Origin of the sequence: Enterovirga rhinocerotis, from assembly GCF_004363955.1 — a bacterium.
Classification (GTDB): Bacteria; Pseudomonadota; Alphaproteobacteria; order Rhizobiales; family Beijerinckiaceae; genus Enterovirga; species Enterovirga rhinocerotis.
The window spans coordinates 1,335,999-1,357,632 of sequence record NZ_SNZR01000011.1; the positions used below are offsets into that span (position 1 = coordinate 1,335,999).

General features: G+C 66.9%; 21 protein-coding genes and 2 tRNA genes. 10 read left to right on the forward strand and 13 right to left on the reverse strand.

The window, feature by feature from the left end; translation table 11 throughout:
• The first annotated feature begins 210 nt into the window (after positions 1–210).
• Complete coding sequence (gene msrB, locus EV668_RS06905; RefSeq protein ID WP_245513068.1) at positions 211–693, forward strand: peptide-methionine (R)-S-oxide reductase MsrB; 483 nt, start codon at positions 211–213, stop codon at positions 691–693.
• A gap of 57 nt (positions 694–750) precedes the next feature.
• On the opposite strand, the gene EV668_RS06910 is transcribed toward msrB, so the two are convergent.
• Together EV668_RS06910 and EV668_RS06915 are read right to left on the reverse strand one after the other, a co-directional pair.
• Entirely contained in the window at positions 751–1,272 is a 522-nt protein-coding gene (locus EV668_RS06910; RefSeq protein WP_133769054.1) for a hypothetical protein, read from the reverse strand.
• Between the two features lie 294 nt (positions 1,273–1,566).
• Positions 1,567–1,643: transfer RNA gene (locus tag EV668_RS06915), tRNA-Asp, on the reverse strand.
• 411 nt (positions 1,644–2,054) lie between these two features.
• Between EV668_RS06915 and EV668_RS06920 the strand changes: the two genes are divergently transcribed.
• Complete coding sequence (locus tag EV668_RS06920) at positions 2,055–2,795, forward strand: class I SAM-dependent methyltransferase (RefSeq protein ID WP_166652368.1); 741 nt, start codon at positions 2,055–2,057, stop codon at positions 2,793–2,795.
• A 199-nt stretch (positions 2,796–2,994) separates the two neighbouring features.
• Here the strand turns inward: EV668_RS06920 and EV668_RS06925 are convergent, their stop codons facing one another.
• The 5 genes from EV668_RS06925 to EV668_RS06945 are packed head-to-tail and all read right to left on the reverse strand — an operon-like array spanning position 2,995 to position 9,533.
• Positions 2,995–4,086, reverse strand: a complete 1,092-nt coding sequence (locus EV668_RS06925) for a siderophore-interacting protein (protein ID WP_133769056.1) — start codon at positions 4,084–4,086, stop codon at positions 2,995–2,997.
• Positions 4,083–4,910: an ABC transporter ATP-binding protein gene (locus tag EV668_RS06930; protein WP_133769057.1), complete on the reverse strand. Its 828-nt coding sequence runs from the start codon at positions 4,908–4,910 to the stop codon at positions 4,083–4,085. Before EV668_RS06930 ends, EV668_RS06925 begins: the two co-directional genes overlap by 4 nt.
• Complete coding sequence (locus tag EV668_RS06935; protein WP_133769058.1) at positions 4,907–5,980, reverse strand: FecCD family ABC transporter permease; 1,074 nt, start codon at positions 5,978–5,980, stop codon at positions 4,907–4,909. The genes EV668_RS06930 and EV668_RS06935 overlap by 4 nt, the downstream gene beginning before the upstream one ends.
• Complete coding sequence (locus EV668_RS06940) at positions 5,977–7,092, reverse strand: ABC transporter substrate-binding protein (protein ID WP_133769059.1); 1,116 nt, start codon at positions 7,090–7,092, stop codon at positions 5,977–5,979. The genes EV668_RS06935 and EV668_RS06940 overlap by 4 nt, the downstream gene beginning before the upstream one ends.
• A complete protein-coding gene (locus tag EV668_RS06945) occupies positions 7,089–9,533 on the reverse strand; it encodes a TonB-dependent siderophore receptor (RefSeq protein ID WP_133769060.1) in 2,445 nt (814 codons plus the stop codon). Before EV668_RS06945 ends, EV668_RS06940 begins: the two co-directional genes overlap by 4 nt.
• A 360-nt stretch (positions 9,534–9,893) precedes the next feature.
• Here EV668_RS06945 and EV668_RS06950 point away from each other — a divergent pair, with 360 nt between their 5' ends.
• Positions 9,894–10,748, forward strand: coding sequence for a helix-turn-helix transcriptional regulator (locus tag EV668_RS06950; protein WP_133769061.1), 855 nt, complete (start codon positions 9,894–9,896; stop codon positions 10,746–10,748).
• A 51-nt stretch (positions 10,749–10,799) separates the two neighbouring features.
• Here the strand turns inward: EV668_RS06950 and EV668_RS06955 are convergent, their stop codons facing one another.
• Together EV668_RS06955 and EV668_RS06960 are read right to left on the reverse strand one after the other, a co-directional pair.
• Entirely contained in the window at positions 10,800–11,468 is a 669-nt protein-coding gene (locus EV668_RS06955; RefSeq protein WP_133769062.1) for a hypothetical protein, read from the reverse strand.
• Between the two features lie 127 nt (positions 11,469–11,595).
• Positions 11,596–11,671 (reverse strand) — tRNA-Val (locus EV668_RS06960).
• 761 nt (positions 11,672–12,432) lie between these two features.
• On the opposite strand from EV668_RS06960, the gene EV668_RS06965 reads away from it, so the two are divergent.
• Positions 12,433–13,614, forward strand: a complete 1,182-nt coding sequence (locus EV668_RS06965; protein WP_133769063.1) for a zinc-binding dehydrogenase — start codon at positions 12,433–12,435, stop codon at positions 13,612–13,614.
• On the opposite strand, the gene EV668_RS25660 is transcribed toward EV668_RS06965, so the two are convergent.
• Both EV668_RS25660 and EV668_RS06975 read right to left on the reverse strand, forming a co-directional pair.
• Entirely contained in the window at positions 13,574–14,248 is a 675-nt protein-coding gene (locus EV668_RS25660) for a DUF4345 domain-containing protein (RefSeq protein WP_342636820.1), read from the reverse strand. The genes EV668_RS06965 and EV668_RS25660 overlap by 41 nt on opposite strands.
• A gap of 13 nt (positions 14,249–14,261) precedes the next feature.
• Positions 14,262–14,567: a hypothetical protein gene (locus EV668_RS06975; protein WP_133769064.1), complete on the reverse strand. Its 306-nt coding sequence runs from the start codon at positions 14,565–14,567 to the stop codon at positions 14,262–14,264.
• Positions 14,568–14,709: 142 nt separating this feature from the next.
• On the opposite strand from EV668_RS06975, the gene EV668_RS06980 reads away from it, so the two are divergent.
• Positions 14,710–15,417 (forward strand): glutathione S-transferase N-terminal domain-containing protein, encoded by a 708-nt coding sequence (locus EV668_RS06980; RefSeq protein ID WP_133769065.1) that lies wholly within the window; start codon positions 14,710–14,712, stop codon positions 15,415–15,417.
• A 3-nt stretch (positions 15,418–15,420) separates the two neighbouring features.
• Here EV668_RS06980 and EV668_RS06985 read toward each other — a convergent pair whose 3' ends face one another.
• Positions 15,421–15,861: a DUF2147 domain-containing protein gene (locus EV668_RS06985; RefSeq protein ID WP_133769066.1), complete on the reverse strand. Its 441-nt coding sequence runs from the start codon at positions 15,859–15,861 to the stop codon at positions 15,421–15,423.
• 165 nt (positions 15,862–16,026) lie between these two features.
• Between EV668_RS06985 and ndk the strand changes: the two genes are divergently transcribed.
• Positions 16,027–16,449 (forward strand): nucleoside-diphosphate kinase, encoded by a 423-nt coding sequence (gene ndk, locus EV668_RS06990; protein ID WP_133769067.1) that lies wholly within the window; start codon positions 16,027–16,029, stop codon positions 16,447–16,449.
• Between the two features lie 49 nt (positions 16,450–16,498).
• Here the strand turns inward: ndk and EV668_RS06995 are convergent, their stop codons facing one another.
• Entirely contained in the window at positions 16,499–17,497 is a 999-nt protein-coding gene (locus EV668_RS06995) for a patatin-like phospholipase family protein (protein WP_280960099.1), read from the reverse strand.
• A gap of 133 nt (positions 17,498–17,630) precedes the next feature.
• Between EV668_RS06995 and pyrF the strand changes: the two genes are divergently transcribed.
• The 4 genes from pyrF (at position 17,631) to EV668_RS07015 (ending at position 21,610) form a co-directional block, all read left to right on the forward strand.
• Entirely contained in the window at positions 17,631–18,350 is a 720-nt protein-coding gene (gene pyrF, locus EV668_RS07000; protein WP_133769068.1) for an orotidine-5'-phosphate decarboxylase, read from the forward strand.
• On the forward strand, positions 18,347–19,048 hold the full coding sequence (locus tag EV668_RS07005; protein WP_208111484.1) for an orotate phosphoribosyltransferase: 702 nt from the start codon (positions 18,347–18,349) through the stop codon (positions 19,046–19,048). The genes pyrF and EV668_RS07005 overlap by 4 nt, the downstream gene beginning before the upstream one ends.
• On the forward strand, positions 19,045–20,115 hold the full coding sequence (locus tag EV668_RS07010) for a quinone-dependent dihydroorotate dehydrogenase (RefSeq protein ID WP_208111485.1): 1,071 nt from the start codon (positions 19,045–19,047) through the stop codon (positions 20,113–20,115). Before EV668_RS07005 ends, EV668_RS07010 begins: the two co-directional genes overlap by 4 nt.
• 121 nt (positions 20,116–20,236) lie before the next feature.
• Positions 20,237–21,610 carry an ABC transporter substrate-binding protein gene (locus EV668_RS07015; RefSeq protein WP_133769069.1) on the forward strand — a complete coding sequence of 458 codons (1,374 nt, stop codon included), beginning with the start codon at positions 20,237–20,239 and terminating at the stop codon, positions 21,608–21,610.
• Positions 21,611–21,634 lie beyond the last annotated feature (24 nt).

Genomic DNA, 21,634 nt, shown 5'->3' on the forward strand with positions numbered 1-21,634 from the left:
GGCGGACCTCCCCGCCGGGCCGGCCTTCATAGGCCCGCCCGGGCGCCATGGCCACCATCGTCGCACCCGCGACCGCCCGATTGGATGGAAGATCCCGCGATCGGTGCCCATATGAGCGCCTGTCGCCTTATCGCCCGGAGCCCAGCCGTGAGCATCCTCGACTATTTCCGCCCCAACACTCCGCCGGACGCGGAGGCCGGCGAGCGTCCCCTGCGTTCGGAATCGGGCTTCGATCTCACGCCGCCCGACGCCGATGAGCGCCGTCGTCTCGAAGCCGATCTCTCGGCCGAAGAGCGCCGGGTCCTGCTCCAGCACGGCACGGAGGCCCCGTTCTGCGGCGGTCTCCTCGGCAACAAGGAGGATGGCGTCTATTGCTGCCGCGAATGCGGGCTGCCGCTCTTCCGCGCGCAGACGAAGTTCGAAAGCGGCACGGGCTGGCCGAGCTTCTACGCCCCGATCGACGAGGCGCACGTCCTGGCCGTCAAGGACACGAGCTACGGTATGGTTCGTGTCGAAACCCGCTGCGCCCGCTGCGACAGCCATCAGGGCCACGTCTTCCCCGACGGCCCCCCGCCGACGCGGCTGCGCTACTGCATCAATTCCGTCTCGCTGGAATTCGTGGCCGACGGGGAGGCGCTGCGCGACCCTCTCGGTCGAGCGGATCAGACCGCGCTGCTCTCGGGCTCGATCTGAAAGGCAACAAAAAAGCGGCCGAAAGCCGCTTTTTTCACTCCGATGTCCGGCTGACGATCACCGGACGGTCATCGGCTCGAGAGAAGCCTCCTTGCCGGCAGCCGCCGATTCCGGCCCCTCGGCCGTCGTGACCGGAGGCGCCATCTTCTGGATGCGCTCGCGCTCCGACTTCGACACAAGGCGTGACTTGCTGAGGGCCGTGAAGTCCTCGCGGGTCTGAGGCTTGGCGCCGCCGTTATAGACCATCACGCCGGTCTTCAGGACGATGATGTCGCCACGGCGCAAGGTCGGATCTTCGAGATACCAGTTCGGCTGCTTGACCGGGTCGATCGGCTTCTGAGCGACGGGCTTGGCGCGCTCGCGGGGCACCCGAGCCGCCCGTTCCCGCTTCCTCGGATTGACCCGCACGCCCAGCGGCGCACCGTCGCCATAGCCCGGAGCCGGCGCCACATGGCGCGGCTGCATGCCTCCGAAGAGGAAGTCGAACAGGCCGGCCTGCGCCCCACCCGTGAAGGCGAGGCTCGCCGCCGCTGTCGTTGCCGCCAGAAGGATCGGCCGGAGGAAATTGCTGGGTTTCACGTCCTGTCCTGCCCCTCGCTGAACCCGCTCGATAACGCCGGTCGTCACGCCGAGTTCCGCCGCCTTCCTCCGAATCGGAAGCACTGTCACGCGCTCGATTCGGGCACGCTTAATGCGGCTGCTTCGGACGCGTCGAAATGGTCGAGATGGGCGCAAGACAATCGTAGGGAATGCACGCACGGATTCGACAGCCGCACTTGCGGACTTTGTCGACCGACGAGAATGTCCGGCAGGGTAAGATCACCACCTGCCACCGCGACGGCTCGCGTCGAACGGTGTCCAGCGTTGTGATGATGGCGCGGGCGACGGGACTCGAACCCGCGACCTCCGGCGTGACAGGCCGGCACTCTAACCGACTGAGCTACGCCCGCTTTCCTCCCGCCCGAAGGCGAGGGCTGCCGTGTAGGTTTCGCCGGCCGGCCTGTCAAGCGACGTCGTGACGTTGGACGAAACAATTCCCAGCGCCGCCCCCGCCTGTGGATAAAAAAATGAGCCGAAAAACCGGCCACGGAATGCCGATCCCGGCGCTACGCCATCGGCCTCATGGGTCCGCTGTCTCTGCCCGAAGCGGCTCCCGCCGCATCCCTCCGCCTCAGACTCGAAACGAAGTGCGGGCCAACCCGGCCCGGAGGGCGTATTCGTCATCCAGAACGCGGAAAGCGGCCACGTGCGGGCGCGGTGTCGCCCACCACGTGCGGTGGCAGCCCCGCTGGGGCCTTGAGGCGCTTCGTCAGAAGACGCTATTGTGCACGCCGCTTCGTGACAACTCAGGGACGCGCATCGTGCTCATCACACAGCTTCGGCGGAACGAGTTGTTGAAGCTTCTGCCGAACCACGGCGAAGTTGCGGAGATCGGGGTGTTCCAAGGGGTGTTCTCGCGCCTCATCCTAGACGCGGCAAATCCCGCGAAGCTGCACCTGATCGATCCCTGGTCGAGCGCTCAGGGCTGTGTCCGCTCCGACGGCTTTCAGATGCCGGACGCCTACGACCGGGTCACGCGAGACCTCGCAAAAGAGATCGAAAGCGGCCAGGTCGTCCTGCATCGCGAATTTTCGACAAAGGTCGTCGGATCGTTTCTTGATCAGGCATTCGACTGGATCTATGTTGATGCCATGCACGACTATGATAACGTGCTGGCCGATCTCAGGGCCTTCAAGGCGAAGGTCAAGCAAGACGGATTTATTTTAGGCCACGACTTCTCGAATCACGACGCCGCTCGTCGATATAAGTTTGGCGTCGTCAAGGCTGTTCGGCAATTCTGCCAGGAGGAGGGGTTCCAGATCGTTCTGATGACGATGGAGACGCATCCGACCTATCTCCTGGCGAGGTCTGACAACACGACCACGTTGCCGGTCGTCCTGAGCTCTCTGTTCGACAATCCGGTGCATCGGCGCGCGCTCCCGATCGATATCGATCCTGCCCTCCTCGATCGCTACGAGCAGGCGCCCGTGACGCATGGCGACGGGCGCAAGAGCCAGATGATCTGCTTCCGGCCGCAGCCCATCCCTCACGAGACACTTTGAGAGGATCGGCGCACCGGATCGTCGCCAGCGGGATCGAACCGCCGCCTCTCTCGGGCTGAACGACAGCGCGCATTGCGCCGCATGCTGCCAAGCGGGGGCGAGAGGGCTCGTTTCAGTCGGTCAGCCGGCGTGTTCGCGTCGCACGATGGCGCAGGATCGCCATTGTTCATCGACGAGGGGCCGGGATGCCTCCGTCGGGTCAGTGGTCCCCGGCCTTCTCCATCTCTTCTTCCGTCCGTCCTTTGCGCCAATAGGAGAGGACGAAGTGCTGATCCGTCTTCAGGCCTCGGTCTGCGCGCAGATGGGATCGGATCGAGCGGAAGGTATCGAACTCCCCGGCTGCCCACGCGAAGACGGTCGAGCCGTCTTCGGGAAACGCGACCTCTCGCACCGCGTCGGCCAGGAGCGTCGTCGTGCCGGCCGCCGCGTCGCCGCGATGCAGCCAGCGGATCTCGATCGCGGCGTCCGTCGTGAACGATTGCTCTTCGCCGGTATCCGCGACCTCGATCAGCGCCACTCCGCGCGCGGAGGCGGGCAGGCTTTCGACGATCCGCCCGATCGCCGGCAGGGCCGTTTCGTCGCCCGCGAGCAGGTACCAATCGGCGGGCCGCACGCCGAGGCCGCCTGGCCCGATCATGCCGATGACGTCGCCCGGCTTCGCAGCGGCTGCGAAGCGCGAGCCGGGGCCGCCATCCGCGTGCAGATAGAAGTCGATCCAGCAGAGCGACTGGGCGAGATCGACCTTCCGGACGGTGTATTTTCGCAGGATCGGCAGCGTCGCGCCCTCCGGCCAGACGATGCGTCCGTTCCCGTCCACCAGCGGCAGGGGCAAATCTTCCGTGCCGTCAGCCGGGAATGCGAGCCGCATATGCAGATTGGTGTCGTTCGCGAACCGCGCGAGGTTGTCGCCCGAGAAGGTGATGCGGCGCATGTGCGGGGTGATGGTCTCGACCCCGAGGACTGTCAGCACGCAAAGCTTCGGCAGGCGTGTCAGCCCCGCGACGTCGCCTGACCAGCGGATGTCGAGCTCGCGCCCGCAGACATAGGACAGGCTGCCGCTGAGTTCGAGCTTGATTCCGTTGAGGGCGGCCGCGTCGGGGGCCTCGATCTCCATGAGCACGCGATCGGGCGACACCGTCAGCCGCGCCTCGCCGAACGAGAAGCGGCCCCGATAGGTGTCGCCGTCCCGAGTGACCTCCACGTCATGGCGGGCCATCAATTCGACGAGGCCGGAGACGTGGCGGGGCGCGTCGGACAGCGCGATGGTCGTGTCCGATGTCAGAAGGGTCATCCGGGCTTCCCTGAGCGTGTTTCGAGGCGAGGGCGATGCCCGGCGAGAGCATCGGGCATGATCTGAAGACGCCCGCGCGAGCAGCGCTCGATGCGAGCCTCGACGCCGTAGACCTCGGCCAGCATCGTCGGCGTGATCGCGATCTCGGGCGGCGCGTCGGTGTGGAGCCGCCCGTCGCGCAGGACGACGATCCTGTCCGCCCATTGGGCCGCGAGCTGGAGGTCGTGAAGGACGACGATCACGATCCTGCCCTCGTCCGCGAGGCTCCGGATGGTGTCCATCACGTGCAACTGATGGCGAAGGTCGAGGGCGCTTGTCGGCTCGTCGAGCAGGAGCAGCGCCGGCCCTCCGGCGAGGGCCTGGGCGAGGCTCGCCATCTGCCGCTGTCCGCCGGAGAGCCGGTCGAGCGTCTCCAGGGCGAGGTGGGTGATGCCGAGACGCTCCAGCACCGAGGCCGCGCGCAGATGCACCTGTCGCGTCGTTCCCGCGAAGGGCCCGACCCTGAGGGCTCCGACGACGCCCTCGATCACGCTGAGGCCGATGCCGGCCGGCAGGCGCTGCGGCATGAAGCCGATCCGGGCGGCACGGATCTCAGGCAGGGCGTCGAGAAGGTCGTCTTCGCCGAGACGCGCGCGTCCCTGCGCGGACATGAGGCCTGCAAGCACCCGCAGCAGAGTCGATTTGCCGGCCCCGTTCGGTCCGACGATCGCGACGACCGAGCGCGGCTCGATCCCGGCGATGCTCAGCCGGTCGAGAACCGGCCGGCCTCCATAGCCCGCCGACAAGTTCTCGATGGCGAGTGCCCGACCGACCGGCGTCGTCACGGGCGTGCAGCCTGGCGCGAGAGAAGCAGGAAGAAGACCGGCAGCCCGACGAGCGAGGTGACGATGCCGACGGGCAGCAGCAGCCCCGGCACCAGGGATTTGCTGGCGATGGAAGCCGCCGACATCATGACGGCCCCCGTCAGCGCGCTCGCCGGAAGCAGAAAGCGGTGATCCTCGCCGATCAGCATGCGCGCGATATGCGGGCCGACGAGACCCACGAAGCCGATCGTGCCGGTGAAGGCGACCGCCGTCGCGGCCAGGAGACTGACGCGCAGCAGCGAGAAGAAGCGCAGCCTCCCGACATCGATGCCGTAGCTGCGCGCCCGCTCCTCGCCGAGGCGCAAGGCGGTAAGGCGCCATGACGCCGAGAGCGAGAAGGGCAGCACGCAGCCGACGACGGCGGCGAGGATCGCGATCGAGGTCCAATCGGCCCGTGCCAGCGAGCCCATGCCCCAGAAGACGAGCTGCTGGAGCGCGTCGGCGGAGGCGACGAACTGCACGAGGGCGAGCAGCGCCTGGAAGGTGAAGACGAGGGCGATGCCGAACAGGACCAGCATCGCGGGACCGCCCCGGCTGCGGCGTGTCAGAGCCTGAAGCAACAGGACGGATCCGAGGGCGAAGACGAACGCATTCCCCGTCACGAGCAGGCCCGGCGGCAGGAAGGGGAGACCGATGCCGAGGATGATGACGAGCGCAGCGCCGAGCGAAGCGGCGGCGGACACGCCGAGCGTGAACGGGCTCGCCAGGGGGTTGTCGAGGATGGTCTGCATCTCGGCTCCCGCCAGAGAGAGGGCCGTGCCGACGAGCAGCGCCATTACGGCCGCTGGCAGGCGCACCTGCCAGACGATGACCGAACTCGCCTCGTCGATGCCGGCCGCTCCGACGAGGGCGCCCGCGACCTGGCCGAGCGACAGGCGGGCGGGTCCGGTGCTCATGTCGAGCAGCAGCGCGATGCCGGCGAGAGCGGCGAGGGCGACCGTCACGAGAAGCCGGCGCCGGACCAGCCGCTCGTAGGAGGAGAGCATGCGGAGGCTCTCCTCCGAGACCTCCACAGGTGGGGTGGGGCTCATCGGCCGGGCGCCTTCCCCTTGAGGTCGATTGTGAAGGTCCCCGTCATCTGGAAGCCGAGGAAGCGCTCCCCGAGGAGGCGCAGCGTCGCGTCCGGATCGAGATCGGCGAAGAGGTCGGGTGCGATCCATTGGGCGACCGCTTCGATCGCGACGATGTTGAGGCCGGAGGTCGTCAGGGCATGCGCGATGCCGTGCACGCGGCCGGCCTTCACGGCCGGCAATCCGGCCAGGGTCGGCCGAGAGGCGATCCGGGCGAGGCTGTCCCGCGCCTCCGCCGGGCCCACGCCCGTCCCGAGGACGAGACCGCCGCGCGCCGCCATATAGGCGCCCCCCGTCGCGATGAAGACCTCGGGCTTGCGCTGGATGACATATTCCGTGCTCAGCGTCCCGGCCATGCCCGGGATCACCGGCGCCCCGATGTTGTCGCCGCCGGCAAGGCTGACGAAATCGCCGATTCCCTCTCCTCGTCCGGGCGACGTGCAACAGGTTCCGGGGCCTGCATGAGCCTCGAGTAGAACGGGAACGCGGCGCGCATCCCCCCTCGCGGCCACACGGTCCCGGATGCGGGAGACGCGCTCCCGGAAGAAGGTCGAGAAGGCTTCCGCCTCCGCCTCGCGTCCGATCAGCCGGCCGAAGGCGACGAGCCCCAACTCGCCGTCGAGCTGGCGCAGCGTCGGCGCGAGGCCGAGAATGGCGACGGGGATGCGCGCCGCCCGCAACTGCTCGATGGCCGGCTCGGACGCGCGGAACTCCGTTCCGAGGACGACCAGATCGGGCTTGAGGGCGATGATCAGTTCCACGGGCACCGCGCCGGGCTTGATGATGCCGAGCGGTCTGATGTCGGCGAGGCGGCTGTCGTGGCGCTGCATCAGGGCCAAGGTCGCGTCGTCGAGGCGCGATCGGCTCCAGCCTGCGATACGCTCGGCCGGGGCCGGATCGATCAGGCTGAAGGCGATGAGGTCGAGCGCGTCCGACAGGACGATGCGCTTTGCGGGCTGGGCGAGAACGACGGAACGACCGACGGAGTCGGTCGCTCTGATGTCGGCGTGGGCGGCCGAAAGGCCGCCCAGCAGGAACAGGACGGCTCCGAGAGGCCGGATGGCAGGGATCACCAGCGATATCTCATCGTCGCGAGGATGGTGCGGCCCTCGCCGTAGGCGCAGGAACCGAAGCCGTTGCAGGCCGCGACATAGTCCTTGTCGAACAGGTTGCGGGCGTTCACGGCGAGGGACAGGCCCTTCAGCTTCGGGCTGACATAGCCGAAATCGTAGCTGACCATCGCGTCGACGAGGGTGAAGCCAGGGACCTTGGAGGGGGTGTAAACGTACCCGGGCAGGTTCCACATATTGCTGTCCGTGCCGAACGTATCCCCGATGTAACGGACACCTGCGCCGACGGCGAAGCCCGCCAGCGGACCCTGCTTCATCTGATAATGCGCCCAGACCGAGGCCATGTGGCGCGGCACCGCCACTGGCCGCTTGCCTTGATAGTAGAAGTACTCCTTCGGCCGGCCGGTGATCTCAACGCCGTTGTCGCTCTTGGTAAACTCCATGTCGGTGAAGGTGTAGGTCCCGATCAGGTCGAGCCCGTCCACGAGGCTCGCCTTGCCTTCGATCTCGATTCCACGGGAGCGGACCTCGCCGTTCTGGATGCTGAGAAGCGGATTTGCCGGATCGGTAGACAGCACGTTCTGCTTGGTCAGATTGAACGCGGAGACCGTCAGAAGAGCATTCCAGCCAGTAGGTTGATATTTGAACCCGGCTTCGATCTGCTCTCCAGTGGTAGCCTTGAATGCCGTGCCAAAGCGATCCGCCCCCGTAACCGGCTCGAACGAGGTCGAATAGCTGGCATAGGGCGCGAAGCCGTTCTCGAAGAGATAAAGCAAGCCGACGCGGCCGGTGAAGGCTTCGTCCTGGTTGGCGGTCGAGGCCGGGTTGAATGAGCCGTTCGGAAGGAGCCCGACCGGCAGCGTGGTGTTCAGCTGGCTGCTGCTGACCCGCGCGAAGTCCTGGCGTCCGCTCAGCCAGAGGCGGAAATTGCCGAACTCGATCTGATCCTGGACGTAGAGGCCGAGCTGCCGCAACTGATCGCGGCGGCGGATCGTCAGGTTCGGACGCATGAAAGGCTGGCCATAGACGGGCGCATAGAGATCGATCGGCCCGATCTGGCCGAAACCGAACCGCCACAGCGAGTCCATGTACTGGTAGTCGAGCCCGGCCAGCAGCGTATGCTTGAGAGGACCGGTCGAGAACTTCGCCTGCAGCTGGTTGTCGAGAGAGAAGCTGTCGGCGTCGTGCAGATGCTGCCCGGTGTTGCGGTTCAGAAGGCGGTTGTTCCCCTGGAGAGACGCGAAGTCGACGCCCCGGAAGTCGTTCGTCAGGTTGCCGTAACGAAAGCCCTGACGAAAGGTCAGGACATCGTTGAAGCGATGCTCGAACTGGTAGCCGATCGCCTTCTCGGTGCGGTTATAGAGGTTCCATTGCGGATCGCCCTGGAAGCGGTTGGTCGGCAATCGGCCGTAGCCGCTCGGCAGCACCGTTCCGACGACGGGGAGGAAGCCCGAATCCACCGCCTTCGGATCGCGCTGGTAGATGCCCATCACCGTCAGCTTCGTGTCGGGGGAGGGCGCGAATGTGAAGGAGGGCGCGATCAGGAGGCGCTGCTCCTCCTGATAGTCGATCTGGGAATCGGCCATGCGGCCGAGCCCGACGACGCGATAGAGGAAGCGCGGATCGCTCGCGACCGGGCCGGTCACGTCGAAGCCGCTCTCGATGTAGTTGTGCGTGCCGCCGCGCACGAAGATCTCGCCGCTCGGCGTCTCCTGCGGCTTCTTGCTGACGAGGTTGATGAACCCGCCGGGGTTCGCCTGTCCGTACAGGACCGAGGACGGCCCCTTGAACACCTCGACACGCTCGACCATCCAGGGGTCGATCTGCACCGCCGTGCGCGACGGGAAATGCCATTTCAGGCCGTCGAGATAGCTCGCGTAGTTCGCGGCGGCCGAGAAACCGCCGAAGCCGCGGATGAAGACGGGATCGAAGCGGCGGCTTTGGAGTCCGGCCTGCCCCGTCATCACGCCTGCGGTGTATTGCAGGCTCTCCCCGACCGTCGTGGCGGCCTGTTCGTTCATCTGGTCGCGCGTGATGACCGAGATCGATTGCGGCGTCTCGAGGATCGACGCATCCGTCTTCGAGCCGGTCGCCGACCGGGTCGCGACATAACCCTGGACGGGTCCGTACGCGCTTTCAGGCGCCTGTTGCGAGGCAGGCGCCGAGACGGGAGCGGAGGCGGCGGGCAGCGAGCGCACCGGACGTGAGGCCTGCCGTGCGGCGGCGCGCCGGGCAGGGCGCCGGGTTGCCTGCTGGCTGGCGGCGGCCGCGGGGCGCGCCGGTGCCGCGCGCGACGACGGCGGCTCCACATTCACGGGCGGGAGCGCCGACTGCGCGAAGCTCGTGGCCGTGAGGGCCGCGGTCATGGCAGCGACACTGACGGCGCAGAGGCCGAAGCTGCTGATCGAATGTCTCGTCGTACCGCCCATCATGGATCCCCGCACCGGCCTTCGGTCTCCTCCGAAGCCCGCAAGGGATGTATCGCGAGAGCCGCCTTTCGGCCCAGACAGAGATATTTGTTGAAGCGGCGACGATGTTTGTGCAGATCATGTCGGATGACGTTTCTTTGAAACGTTGCCGCTCGACAACAGTTCCTCTTCTTTAGAACAATTATAAGCCATTCGACTGTATGGGTATTGATCTTGGCGCCTGACCAAACGACGATATCGCCGGTCTCGACACAGGGTGGCGACGAGGTGCGCGCCGGAGCCCGCCGCTCGCTATCGGCTTCGGCCGCCAGCGGCCCAGCGAGCGGGAGGATCTTGCCGAGCCGGGCAGGGCAGGGTGTCTCCGGATGCGTTCGTGTGCCTCGCCTGAGGGAGGGCCTGACGCTCCACCTGAGCGACATCGAACATCTGGAGGAGGCAAGGACCGACTCGGTGATGCCTCCGGGCTTCGGCATCTATCTCTTCTTCGACGACAGCGTGGGGCTGGAGGCATCGGTCGGCGGTTTTCCGCTGCCGGTCGGACGCCATCGTCTGTCGGACGAGCGGCCTCTGGGCTTTACGCTTTGCCGGCGGGAGCCCGCAGCCTTCGTTCGGCGAGCGACGCCGGGAACGCGGGTGCGGCACGTGATCATTTCGCTGTCGCTCGAGTGGCTCGACCAGACCTTCGGGCACCACAACGTCGCTCTCCCGCGCGCGAGCCAGGAGCATCTGGCGATTTCGCGCTGGTTTCCGTCGCGGCGGCTCGCCCAGACCGCGCTGGAACTGCTGGATCCCGACTCGGAGGGAAACGCGGCGATCGCGCGCCTGCGGGACGAGACCGTCGCGCTGGAAGCCGTCACCGAGATGCTGGCGACGGTCAGGCCGCCGGCGGCACGGGGCGAAGGCCAGAGGACGGACATGCTGCTGCTCAACAGGGCGCGCGACCTGATCGAGGACCGCCTCGGTGCCGAGTTCTCGTTCCAGGAACTCGCAAGCGAGGCCGGGGTCGGCATCGCGACGCTCCGGCGCCTGTTCCGCGATGCCTATGGCTGCACGATCTACGAATACGTTCGCATCCGGCGGCTCGAAATGGCGCGTCTTCTCCTGGAGGACGGCAAGCCGGTCGCGACCGCGGCCGCCCTGGCCGGCTATACCAGCTCGGCGAATTTCGCGACGGCCTTCCGGCGCCGCTTCGGCATCACGCCAAGCCGTGCACGCGAAAGCGTTTGGTAGCCTTTTTAGGAGCCCTCTTCGGACGCCGGTGGCGTCTGGCCAGCGATCTGCTCACTGCGACCACGGCTCCGTTCTGAGCCGGTCGGCCAGCATCGCGCCCAGTTCCGACGCACGTCTCGGACCGAGCGTGTAGAGAGGTCCGGGGCGCCCGAAGATCAGGAATTCGTGGCCATGCCAGCGAGTGCGTTTGACCTCGTCTTGGTCGAAGCCGGAGCAGCCCGTGGCCTTCTCGAAGAAGCGGATCGGTTCCTTGCTGTGACAGAAAACCAGCCGAGGCCGGATAGCGAGGAACAGGAACTCGATGATGGAGACCTCGCGGTCGGCTCGCGTAAGGTCTTTGGCCTTCTTCGTCGGGTGCGCATAGAGATTGGTTTCAAGGCAGGGCGCAATCTGAGCGCTGATTGCCTCGATCACAGGGCGGTTGCCTCGACGCCTGCGGGTGCGGTCGTAGTCCTGGCGAAATAGCGCGAGCTTGAACCCGCTTTCGTCAGACCAGTACTTCCTGAAGCTACAATCGAGGCGGGTGGCTGCGTTGAGGCCGACGATGAAAGATCGGCACTCAAGCGGCGATCCATCGCAGACGAATGGTCGCGCGCGATCATCCGGGAGGAGCCGCATTAACTGCGCATAAAACTCCGACAATGCGACCGGCTGCATCTGTACGCGCTGGATCGAGGAACAATCACCTGCATCAAACAATGCGGCCAGCGGCCTGTCCATGCGATCGCATGACGATGGCCGAATCGTGCCGAGCCCGCAACCGTGCCCACGGGGTCCGCAAGGGGACCCTCAGGGTCGGGGATAGCGGGCCCAGCCCTCTCGTTCTTCGCGTCGGTCCTTGACGTCATGGTGGGCGGTGACGGGATCGAACCGCCGACCCTCTCGGTGTAAACGAGATGCTCTACCGGCTGAGCTAACCGCCCGTGGCGTCGCCATAGCACCTTCCGCCGGCCGGAGAAATCCGATGTGCGGCAGGTTTGGCGAGGTCCGCCGAGGAGGGCTCTGAATCGCAGGGGACCTGCGACCGACCGAGCGGTCCGGAAGCGACCAAGCGTGATCCGCCCTCGCCACCCGCCGCAATCCGCGCGGGGGATGCTCGGCCGTGGTTCCGGCTCGCATGCGATGGAACGCTGCGACGCGAACGGCTCATCGAGGGCGAGAGATCGACTGACGGCAGACGACCGCAACCGAGCGGGGGGGGCGAGGAAGAGGTAGTTCCCGATCGCGCCGCATCGCTGCACGGCATCTGCCCGTGTGGGACAGCCGGCGTCGTGGGAGGCTGCGCAAATAAAAACGGAAGCGACTTCAGGTGGGGCGGTTCATGCTGGGAGCGGTGCTGTACCGCAGGCTCCGTGCCCCTAGAGTCGCTTCCGCTTCATGTTCGTCGCTGTGCCGCTCGGACCTGAGCCGAAACAATCTCAGGCCTGTCTAGGCGGCCTCATGCTGAGGTGGATCCATGCTAAATCCTCCTTTTCTCGCCATCTATTTTGACGCTCACTCCGTCTGCTCGTGATCGGAGTTCGTCATCTGATGGCCAGTAACGAAAGACTGCGCCTCCTTTTCCGGGTCGTCAACTCTTTTATTCGCTGCAGTCGCGAAGCGCACCTGCGAGGGGTTGCGGTCGCCGCCACGGCGCGCTCTTCTGGCCGCAACGACAGCGCCGGAAGGCGAGCGGGAGGACAGGATGCTATCAGGAGCGGAGGCGGCGTCGGCCGTCGGCGGGATCAAGGTCGCGACATTCGACGGTCCCGGCGCGAAGCCCGTCCTGAGGACCGTCCCCTGGCCGAAGGTGCCGAAGAAGGCCGCGCTCCTGAAGATCGGCGCCTGCGGCGTCTGCGGAACCGATCAGCACATCCTGAAGGGCCATTGGCCAAAACCGCTGCCCTGGCCCTTCACTCTCGGGCATGAGATCGGCGCCGTGATCGTCGAGAAGGGCGATGAGCTGAAAGAGGATTTCATGGGCAAGCCGCTCGAGGTCGGCTCCCGTGTGATGATTCCGCCGCTGATGCCCTGCGGCAGCTGCTATTACTGCGTCCATTATCCGGAGACGGCGAACAAGTGCCTGACTCCGGTCTATTACGGCCGCTATCTCGGGTTCGAGAAGGCGCCGCATCTCTGGGGCGGCTGGGCCGAGCACGTCTATGTCGATCTCGACATGCTGCCGGGCACGAAGATCTACAAGCTGCCCGACGACATGCCGCTGCGGCTCGGCGCGCTGTCCGAGCCGATGACCTCCTGCATCCGTGCCTTCAACCGCGCGACGCGGGCCGGCGGGTTCCGCTGGGGCGACACGGTCGTGATCCAGGGCTCGGGCCCCATCGGGATCCTCGCCGTCGCCGCGGCGCAGGAGATGGGAGCGGGAAGGGTGATCTGCGTCGGCGCGCCGGAGGAGCCGCGCCTCAAGCTCGCCCGAAGGTTCGGTGCCGAGGCGACCGTCAATCTCGACGAGTTCAAGACGCCGGAGGCACGCATCGCGCGGGTCCGCGAGATCGTGGGCGGGTTCGGGGCGGACCTCGTGATGGATTGCTCAGGCCATCCGACCGCCGGCCCGGAGGGGATCGAGTTCCTGCGCGACGGCGGCACCTATGTCGAGATGGGCCAGTTCACCGATGCCGGGTCCATCCAGACCAACTGGCACCGCATCTGCACGAAGGACCTCAACGTCCTCGGCTCCTGGGGCTTCACCGGCAACGACCTGCCGCTCGGCGTCGACATGCTCTACCGGACACGCGACCGGTATCCGTATTACGACATGCAGACGCTCTATCCGCTGACCGAGGCGGGGATCGCCGAAGCGGTCGCCGACGCGATGGCCATGCGGACGGTCAAGTCGACGATCGTGCCGTTTCCGGAACTCGCGGATTAGGCGCGGGAGGCGGCGGCGCGGCCATGGCCGTCCCGTCGCCCGACGCGGCGGCCGGCACCGGCTCCGGCAGGTCGTCCGGAACCGTTTGCGGACGGGGAGCGGGCACTCGGCCGTCCACCGGTGCCGTTGCGACCGGGGGAGGAGGAGCCTGGTTCTCCCGCCGGATGACCGGCCGTTTCTCCTCGACGGCGTAGCCGCGGGCGATCCGCCATTGCCAGAAGCAGAGGATGGGCATCACGACGAGTTCCATCGTCAGCGCGCCCAGCATGTAGAAGGACGGCAGGCCCGCGAGCGTCATCCCGAAGAAGCGTGCGAGGCCGCCGATGAAGACCATGAGCGTCAAGAGCCGGAAGCGCGGCCCGGTCGATTCGATCGAGGGGATGGTCGACCAGCACAGGAGGCCGACCGCGAGGTGCAGCCCGGACAGATAGCGGTAGTGGCTGTCGCCGGAGGTGCCGAGCCGCTCTCCCGTCAGAGCCGGGCCGAACAGGACCCCATATAGGCCCGCCGCGACCGGAATGAGCGCCGCCGCCCCGATGGCCTGCTGGAGCAGCCGCCGTCGTCGCTCGAGCTTCGCAAGGACCCGCGGATCCTCCTCCGCGGGGCCATCCACCATGACTGTCTCGCCCGTCACTCGTCCGTCCCGCTCAGGCCGCGTTGCCCTTCATCCGCGTGTTGCACCTACTCCAGAATTGCGGCCATTTGAGCCCACCCGTCGCATTCTTCGACTTGGCGTCGCGCCACTCGCCCGCGCATTTGCGCATCCGCTCGCGGGCAGCCAGCTGGCCTGCCGTCGGCTCGCGCTTGGGCCGCGCGGCGCGGGGCGCTCGCGGGGCGGGGGCAGAGGTGCCAGGGGACGCGCCAGGCGACGCGCCGGTCTGGGCGGAGGCGGGGAGGGGCGTCGCCAGGATCAATCCGAGCGCCGACGCCGCGGCGAGAAGAACAGAACGCATCGAGAACCTCCGTTCATGCCCGGTCCGCGGGCAGCACAACCTTGCAGGGAGTGCAGCGCGACGCAACGGTTGTACGCTTTCGCAGGCCTCGACATTTGTCTTAAATCCGGACACTGGCTCTGCCGACTTTCAGGAGGACTTCGTGGCTGCCCTGCCCGAGAACCCGATCGAGCTCTATTACTGGCCGACGCCGAACGGCTGGAAGATCTCCATCATGCTCGAGGAATGCGGGCTGCCCTACACCGTCAAAAGCGTGAATATCGGCAAGGGCGATCAGTTCTCTCGCGAGTTCCTCGCCATCTCGCCCAACGCCAAGATGCCGGCGATCGTCGACCCGGCGGGTCCGGACGGCGCCCCGATCTCGGTCTTCGAATCCGGCGCGATCCTGCAATATCTCGGGCGGAAGGCCGGCAAGTTCTACCCGGAGGAGGAGCGCGCGCGGGTCGAGGTCGAGCAATGGCTGTTCTGGCAGATGGCCGGCCTTGGGCCGATCGCTGGCCAGACGCACCATTTCCGGATCTATGCTCCCGAGCCCATCCCCTACGCGGTCGACCGCTTCACCAACGAGACGAACCGGCTCTACGGGGTCCTGGACAAGCGGCTGTCGGACCGCGACTTCCTGGCCGGCGATTATTCGATCGCCGACATGGCGACCTATCCCTGGGCGAAGATGTGGCAGCGGCAGGGGCAGGACATCGCCCAGTTTCCGCATGTGCAGCGCTGGCTGGAGGCGATCTCGGCGCGGCCCGCCGTGCAGCGCGGCGTCGCCGTCAATGCCGCGGATCGGAAGCTCAACGACATGACCGACCCGGCCGTGCGCTCGGTCCTCTTCGGGCAGCGCGCGCGCTGACGCTCAGTCCCGGCCAGAGGGAAGGTGGCCCGCGATGTCGCCGCTCCGGCGCCAGGTCTCCGAGCCGCAGATCAGCCCGCCGAGCACGCAGCCGCCGACCTCGAGTTCACCGCCCTTCGGCGTCAGCGTCGTGCGGTAGGTCCTGCCGTTCTCGGGATTGTACATCGAGGCCTGCCATCCGCCTTTGCCGTCCGGGCGGATGTCGCGCGACAGATCGAGCCCGACGATTGCGCGCTGGCGCAGCTTCGGGTCGGGGTTCTGGTCGTCCACTCCTCCGCCCTTGGCCCACAGGATGGTGGCGCAGAGCGCCCGGCCGCAGGACGCGATCCTGATCTTCGAGTCCCGTTCCTCGGTCATCCAGACCCCTGACGGGCCGTCCGCCGCCGAAGCAGCCGTTCCCGCCATTCCCGCGAATGCGATCGCGATCGCCCCGAACTGGCGCATCGTCCTCTCCCCGCTGAACTCCGATCGGCGCGAGCCTCGCGGGCGAACGTGCAGGAATGATGGCGGCGCCGCGTCCGGTTCGAGACGGAGCCAGGCTGGCGGGAGCCTTGAGGGTGGCGCGGTGCGCCGCTATAGAGCCGCACCTCTCATAGGAACCGGATTTACATGGCCCGCGAACAGACCTTCTCCATCCTCAAGCCCGACGCGACGCGGCGCAACATCACGGGCGAGGTGAACGCCGTCATCGAGAAGGCGGGCCTGCGCATCGTCGCCCAGAAGCGCATCCTGATGAGCCGCAAGGAAGCCGAGACCTTCTACGGCGTCCACAAGGAGCGGCCGTTCTTCGGCGAACTCGTCGAGTTCATGACCTCCGGCCCCGTCGTCGTCCAGGTCCTCGAAGGCGAGAACGCCATCGCGACCTACCGTGAGGTGATGGGCGCGACGAACCCGGCCAACGCCGCCGAGGGCACGATCCGCAAGCTCTTCGCCGAGTCGGTCGGCGAGAACACCGCCCATGGCTCGGATTCGGCCGAGAACGCCAAGATCGAGATCGCGCAGTTCTTCTCGGGCAACGAGATCGTCGGCTGACGCCGTTCGTCACGCTGCACGTTTCGAAAATCGAAGGCCGCCGGCTCGCTCAGCCGGCGGCCTTCGCATGTCGGGACCCGTCTTCCCCGAGCCAGGCGCTCGCCGCCTTGCGTCCGGCTTGGTGCAGGTCCGTGAGGAACGAGCGGTCGAGATCGGCGGCACTGCGGCGGCTGAGGTCCGGATACCAATCCTCCGCGCTGACGTGGTCGATCGTCAGAGCCTGGATCCGCCGGGCGGCCTCCGACCGCACCGTCTCCTCGGCGCTGAGACGCTGAAGCGCTGAAATCGCTTCCAGCTCGTGCTGCAGCGCGGCGTTGAAGGTGATCTGACTGATGCGCTTGACGATGCCGGGCGAGGTCGTGGGGCGGTCGTCGCCGCTGGTCGGCACGATCTGAACGAGGAGAATCCGGCTGGATTTAGCCGCCTCGACCAGAGGCAGCAGCGGCGGATTGGCCGCGTAGCCGCCGTCCCAGTAGCTCTCGCCATCGATCGTCACGGCCTGGTGCAGCATGGGCAGGCAGGCCGAGGCGAGGACGACGTCGACCGAGACCTCGTCCTCGCGGAAGATGCGCGACGAGCCGTCGGCGACGCGGGTCGCCGAGATCAGGAGGCGTGTCGTCGGCTCCGCCCTGAGCGCGTCGAAATCGACGTGGGCGAGGAGCAGCTCCCTCAACGGATTGAGGTTGAAGGGATTGAGCTGATACGGCGACAGGAGGCGGGTCGACAGGTCCAGGGCGAGGCCGCTGCGCGAGGAGGCCCGAAAGAAGCTCGACGCCGCGTCACGCCCGAGCGCCGTCCAGAACCGCTCGAGGGCCTCTCGCGCGCCCTCCCGGCCGCCGACCCGCAGGCCGTGAGCCACCAGGACGCCGTTGACCGCGCCCGCGCTCGCGCCGCTGACGGCGTCGAAATCGATCGCCGGCTCTTCGAGAATCCGGTCGAGCATGCCCCAGGTGAAGGCGCCGAAAGCGCCCCCGCCCTGAAGCGCCAGGGAAAGTCGGGTTGAGGTCGGAAGGGACGTGGCTCGCGCCGCCGTCGCCCGCCTGAGCAGGTTCGAGATCACCGATCGGATTTGTGCACTGCAACAAATGCTTTCAACCCCTCCCGGGAGACGCAACGTCGCACACAGGCAACGCCCCGCGAGGCCTTGACCTCGCGCCGCGTTCGCTGGAAGCGGATGCACCATGCCGAAATCGACGACGACAGCGGACAAGCCTTCCGGCGGCCTCATCGTAGCGCTGGACGTTCCCACCATCCGGGACGCCGAACGATTGGCCGAGAGGCTCGGGGACTTGCGACCCGTCTTCAAGATCGGCCACCAGCTCGCCTATACCGGCGGCCTCGCCCTCGCCGAGAAGCTGATCCGTGCCGGCCAGGAGGTGTTTCTCGACCTCAAGCTGCACGACATCCCGAGGACGGTCGAAGAAGGCGTGCGCTCGCTCGCCGGGTTCGGGGCGACCTTCCTGACCGTCCATGCCTATCCGCAGACCATGCGTGCGGCCATCGCGGGGCGCGGGGAATCCGGGCTGAAGCTTCTCGCCGTCACCGTGCTCACGTCGATGGACGAGGAGGATGCGAAAGCCGCCGGCTACGCCAAGGGTGTCGCCACTCTCGTCGACGAGCGGGCCGCCGATGGCGACGCGGCCGGCATCGACGGCCTCGTCTGCTCGCCGATGGAGGTCGCCTCTCTGCGCAAGCTGGTGGGGCAGCGCCGGAGCCTCGTCGTTCCCGGCACAAGACCGGCCGGAGCCGCGGCGGGGGACCAGAAGCGGGTCCGTACGCCGGCCGAGGCGATGCGCGACGGCGCCGATTATCTCGTGATGGGCCGGCCGATCACCGGGGCCGCCGATCCCGTCGCGGCGGCGCGGGCGATCCTGGCCGAAATGCAAGCGGAGCGGACATGACCCAGGGCCTGAGCTTTCCCGATCCCAAGACCATGGCCGAGATGACGGCCCGGATGCTGTTCGAGGTGGAGGCCGTCCGCTTCTACGAAGGCGGCAAGCCCTTCATCTTCACATCCGGCTGGGCGAGCCCGGTCTATATCGATTGCCGCCGGCTGATCTCCTTTCCGCGCGTGCGGCAGACCCTGATCGATTTCGGCGCCGCGACGACATTGCGCAACGCGGGCTTCGAGCAGTTCGACGTCGTGGCCGGCGGCGAGACGGCCGGCATCCCCTTCGCGGCCTGGATGGCCGACCGGCTGATGCTGCCGATGCAGTATATCCGCAAGAAGCCCAAGGGGTTCGGCCGCAACGCCCAGATCGAGGGCCATGTCGTCGAGGGGCAGCGCACGCTCCTCGTCGAGGACCTGACGACGGACGGACGCAGCAAGGTCGTCTTCGCCAAGGCGCTGCGCGAGGCGGGAGCCCAGGTCGAGCACATCTTCGTCGTGTTCTACTATTCGATCTTCAAGGAGTCGCAGGGCATCCTCGACGATATGGGGGTCAAGCTGCACCACCTCGCGACCTGGTGGGACGTGCTGGAAGCGGCGAAGGCCGGCGGCAGGTTCGACGCGCCGGTTCTGAAGGAGGTGGAATCCTTCCTCCACGATCCCGCCGGCTGGTCGAAGGCGAATGGCGGCATCGAGAAGGCGCCGGGTTGATCGACACGCTCTACCGCCTCGCGCGGCCGCTGATCTTCCGGCTCGATCCGGAGCGCGCGCACAGGCTCGCCATCCGCGCTCTCGCCACGGGGCTGGCAGGCTCGGGGCGGGCATCGGACGACGCGATCCTGCGCTCGACGCTGTGGGGTCGGGAGATCGCGAACCCGATCGGGCTCGCCGCCGGCTTCGACAAGCATGCGGAGGCGATCGGGGGCTGCCTCGCGCTCGGCTTCGGCTTCGTGGAGATCGGGACGGTCACGCCGAGGCCCCAGCCGGGCAACGCCAAGCCGCGCCTGTTCCGGCTGACCGAGGACGAGGCCGTCATCAACCGCGCGGGCTTCAACAGCGAGGGGCTCGACGCCTATCGCCGCCGCTTCGCAAAGCGCCCGACCGGACAGGGGCTCGTCGGGGCGAATGTCGGCAAGAACAAGGACACCGCCGACGAGGTGTCCGACTTCGTGGCCGGGATCGAGGCCACGGCGGCGCTCGCCGATTATCTCGTGATAAACGTGTCCTCGCCGAACACGCCGGGCCTGCGCGACCTCCAGAGCCGCCTCTCGATGGAGCGCCTGATCCGCGCCTGCCAGGAGGCGCGGCAGCGCGCCGTGTCCGACGGGACGAGCCTGCCGCCGCTCCTCGTGAAGATCGCCCCCGACCTCGACGAGGCGGGCCTCGCGGATGCCGCGGAGGTGGCTCTTGCGACGGGGCTCGACGGCCTGATCATGGGCAACACCACGATCTCGCGACCTGCCTCCCTCATAAACTCCCACAGGACGGAGACGGGCGGCCTCTCGGGCAAGCCGCTCCGCGATCTCGCGGCCGAACGGCTCGCCACCCTGTACCGCCTGACGGGAGGGCGCATACCGCTGATCGGGGCCGGCGGCATCGCCTCGGGTGCCGATGCCTATGCCCGGATCCGGGCGGGCGCCTCGGTCGTCCAGCTCTACTCGGCGCTCGTCTACGAAGGTCCGGGCCTGCCGGCCCGCATCAAGCGGGACCTCGCGGCGCTCCTCCGGAGAGACGGTTTCGGCGCGCTCTCGGACGCGATCGGCGCGGATCACCGCTGAGAGCCGGCGGTAAACGACAGACGACCCCCGACCAAAGACGGTTTTGCCTCGTCCCGAACGCCGTGCTCTGTTGATGACAGAGCCGCGTGCCAGCGGCCGGACATGTCTGGGAGGACCTGGGATGGCTCGTTTGGTCGTTGCCGCCTTGGCGGCCGGATCCCTCTTCGCGTCTGTGCTTCCCGCCTTTGCGCAGCAGAGCATCACCGTCTGGTTCAGCAAAGGCTTCTACCGGTCCGAGGACGAGGCGCTCTGGGCCGCGATCAAGAAATTCGAGACGAAGACAGGGATCAAGGTCGAGCTCTCGCAATACGCGATCCAGGACATGATCCCGAAGACCGTGGCGGCGCTCGATTCCGGCGCGCCCCCGGATGTCGGCTATGCCGATACCTACAACAATCAGGCGGCCGGCAAATGGGCCTCCGAAGGGAAGCTCGAGGACCTGACGGACATCCTGAAGCCGATGATGTCCCGCTTCGCCCCGAGCACGGTCGAGCACACCTTCCTCTCCAACGAGCAGACGAAGAAGAAGGCCTATTACGGCTTCCCCATGAAGCAGCAGTCTCTGCACGTGCAGATCTGGGGCGACATGCTCGAGCGGGCCGGCTTCAAGCCGTCCGACATTCCGAAGGATTGGAAGGGCTACTGGTCCTTCTGGTGCGAGAAGGTCCAGCCGGCCTATCGCAAGGCGTCCGGCACGCGGGCCTACGGCATCGGCGCACCGATGGGCGTCGAATCGACCGACAGCTTCCAGTCCTTCTACGCCTTCCTGGACGCCTATGACGCGAAGCTCGTCGACAGCGAGGGCAAACTGCTGGTCGACGATCCGAAGACGCGGCAGGGCGTCGTCAACGCCCTCCGGGACTACACGGAGGTCTATACGAAGGGCTGCACCCCGCCGTCCTCGACGACCTGGAAGGACCCCGACAACAACGTCGCCTTCCACAACCGCACGACCGTGATGACGCATAACTTCACGATCTCGATCGCGGCCAAGTGGTACGAGGATTCGGTCAATCCGAGCCTGACCCAGGAACAGCGCGACGCGGCCAAGAAGGCCTATGAAGAGACGATCATCACCGCCTCGTTCCCGAACCGGCCGGACGGCAAGCCGATGACATATCGTGCCGACGTCAAGCATGGGGTCGTCTTCGCCCAGGCCAAGAACAAGGCCGGCGCGAAGGAGTTCGTGAAGTTCATCATGGAGGAGGAGAACCTCCGGCCCTATATCGAGGGCGCGCTCGGACGCTGGTTCCCGGTGACGAAGGAAAGCCAGGAAAGCCCGTTCTGGCAGGCCGACAAGCACCGCAAGGCGGTCTACAACCAGTTCAAGTCCGGCACCGAGCCGTTCGACTACGTGAAGAACTTCAAGTTCACGATCCTCAACAACGAGAACGTCTTCGCCAAGGCCATGAACAGGGTCGTCAGCGAGAAGGTGCCCGTGGAGAAGGCGGCCGACGAGATGCTGGCGCGGATCAAGCAGGTCGCCGGTCAATAGAGGTCGGCGCGGTCGCCCCTAAGG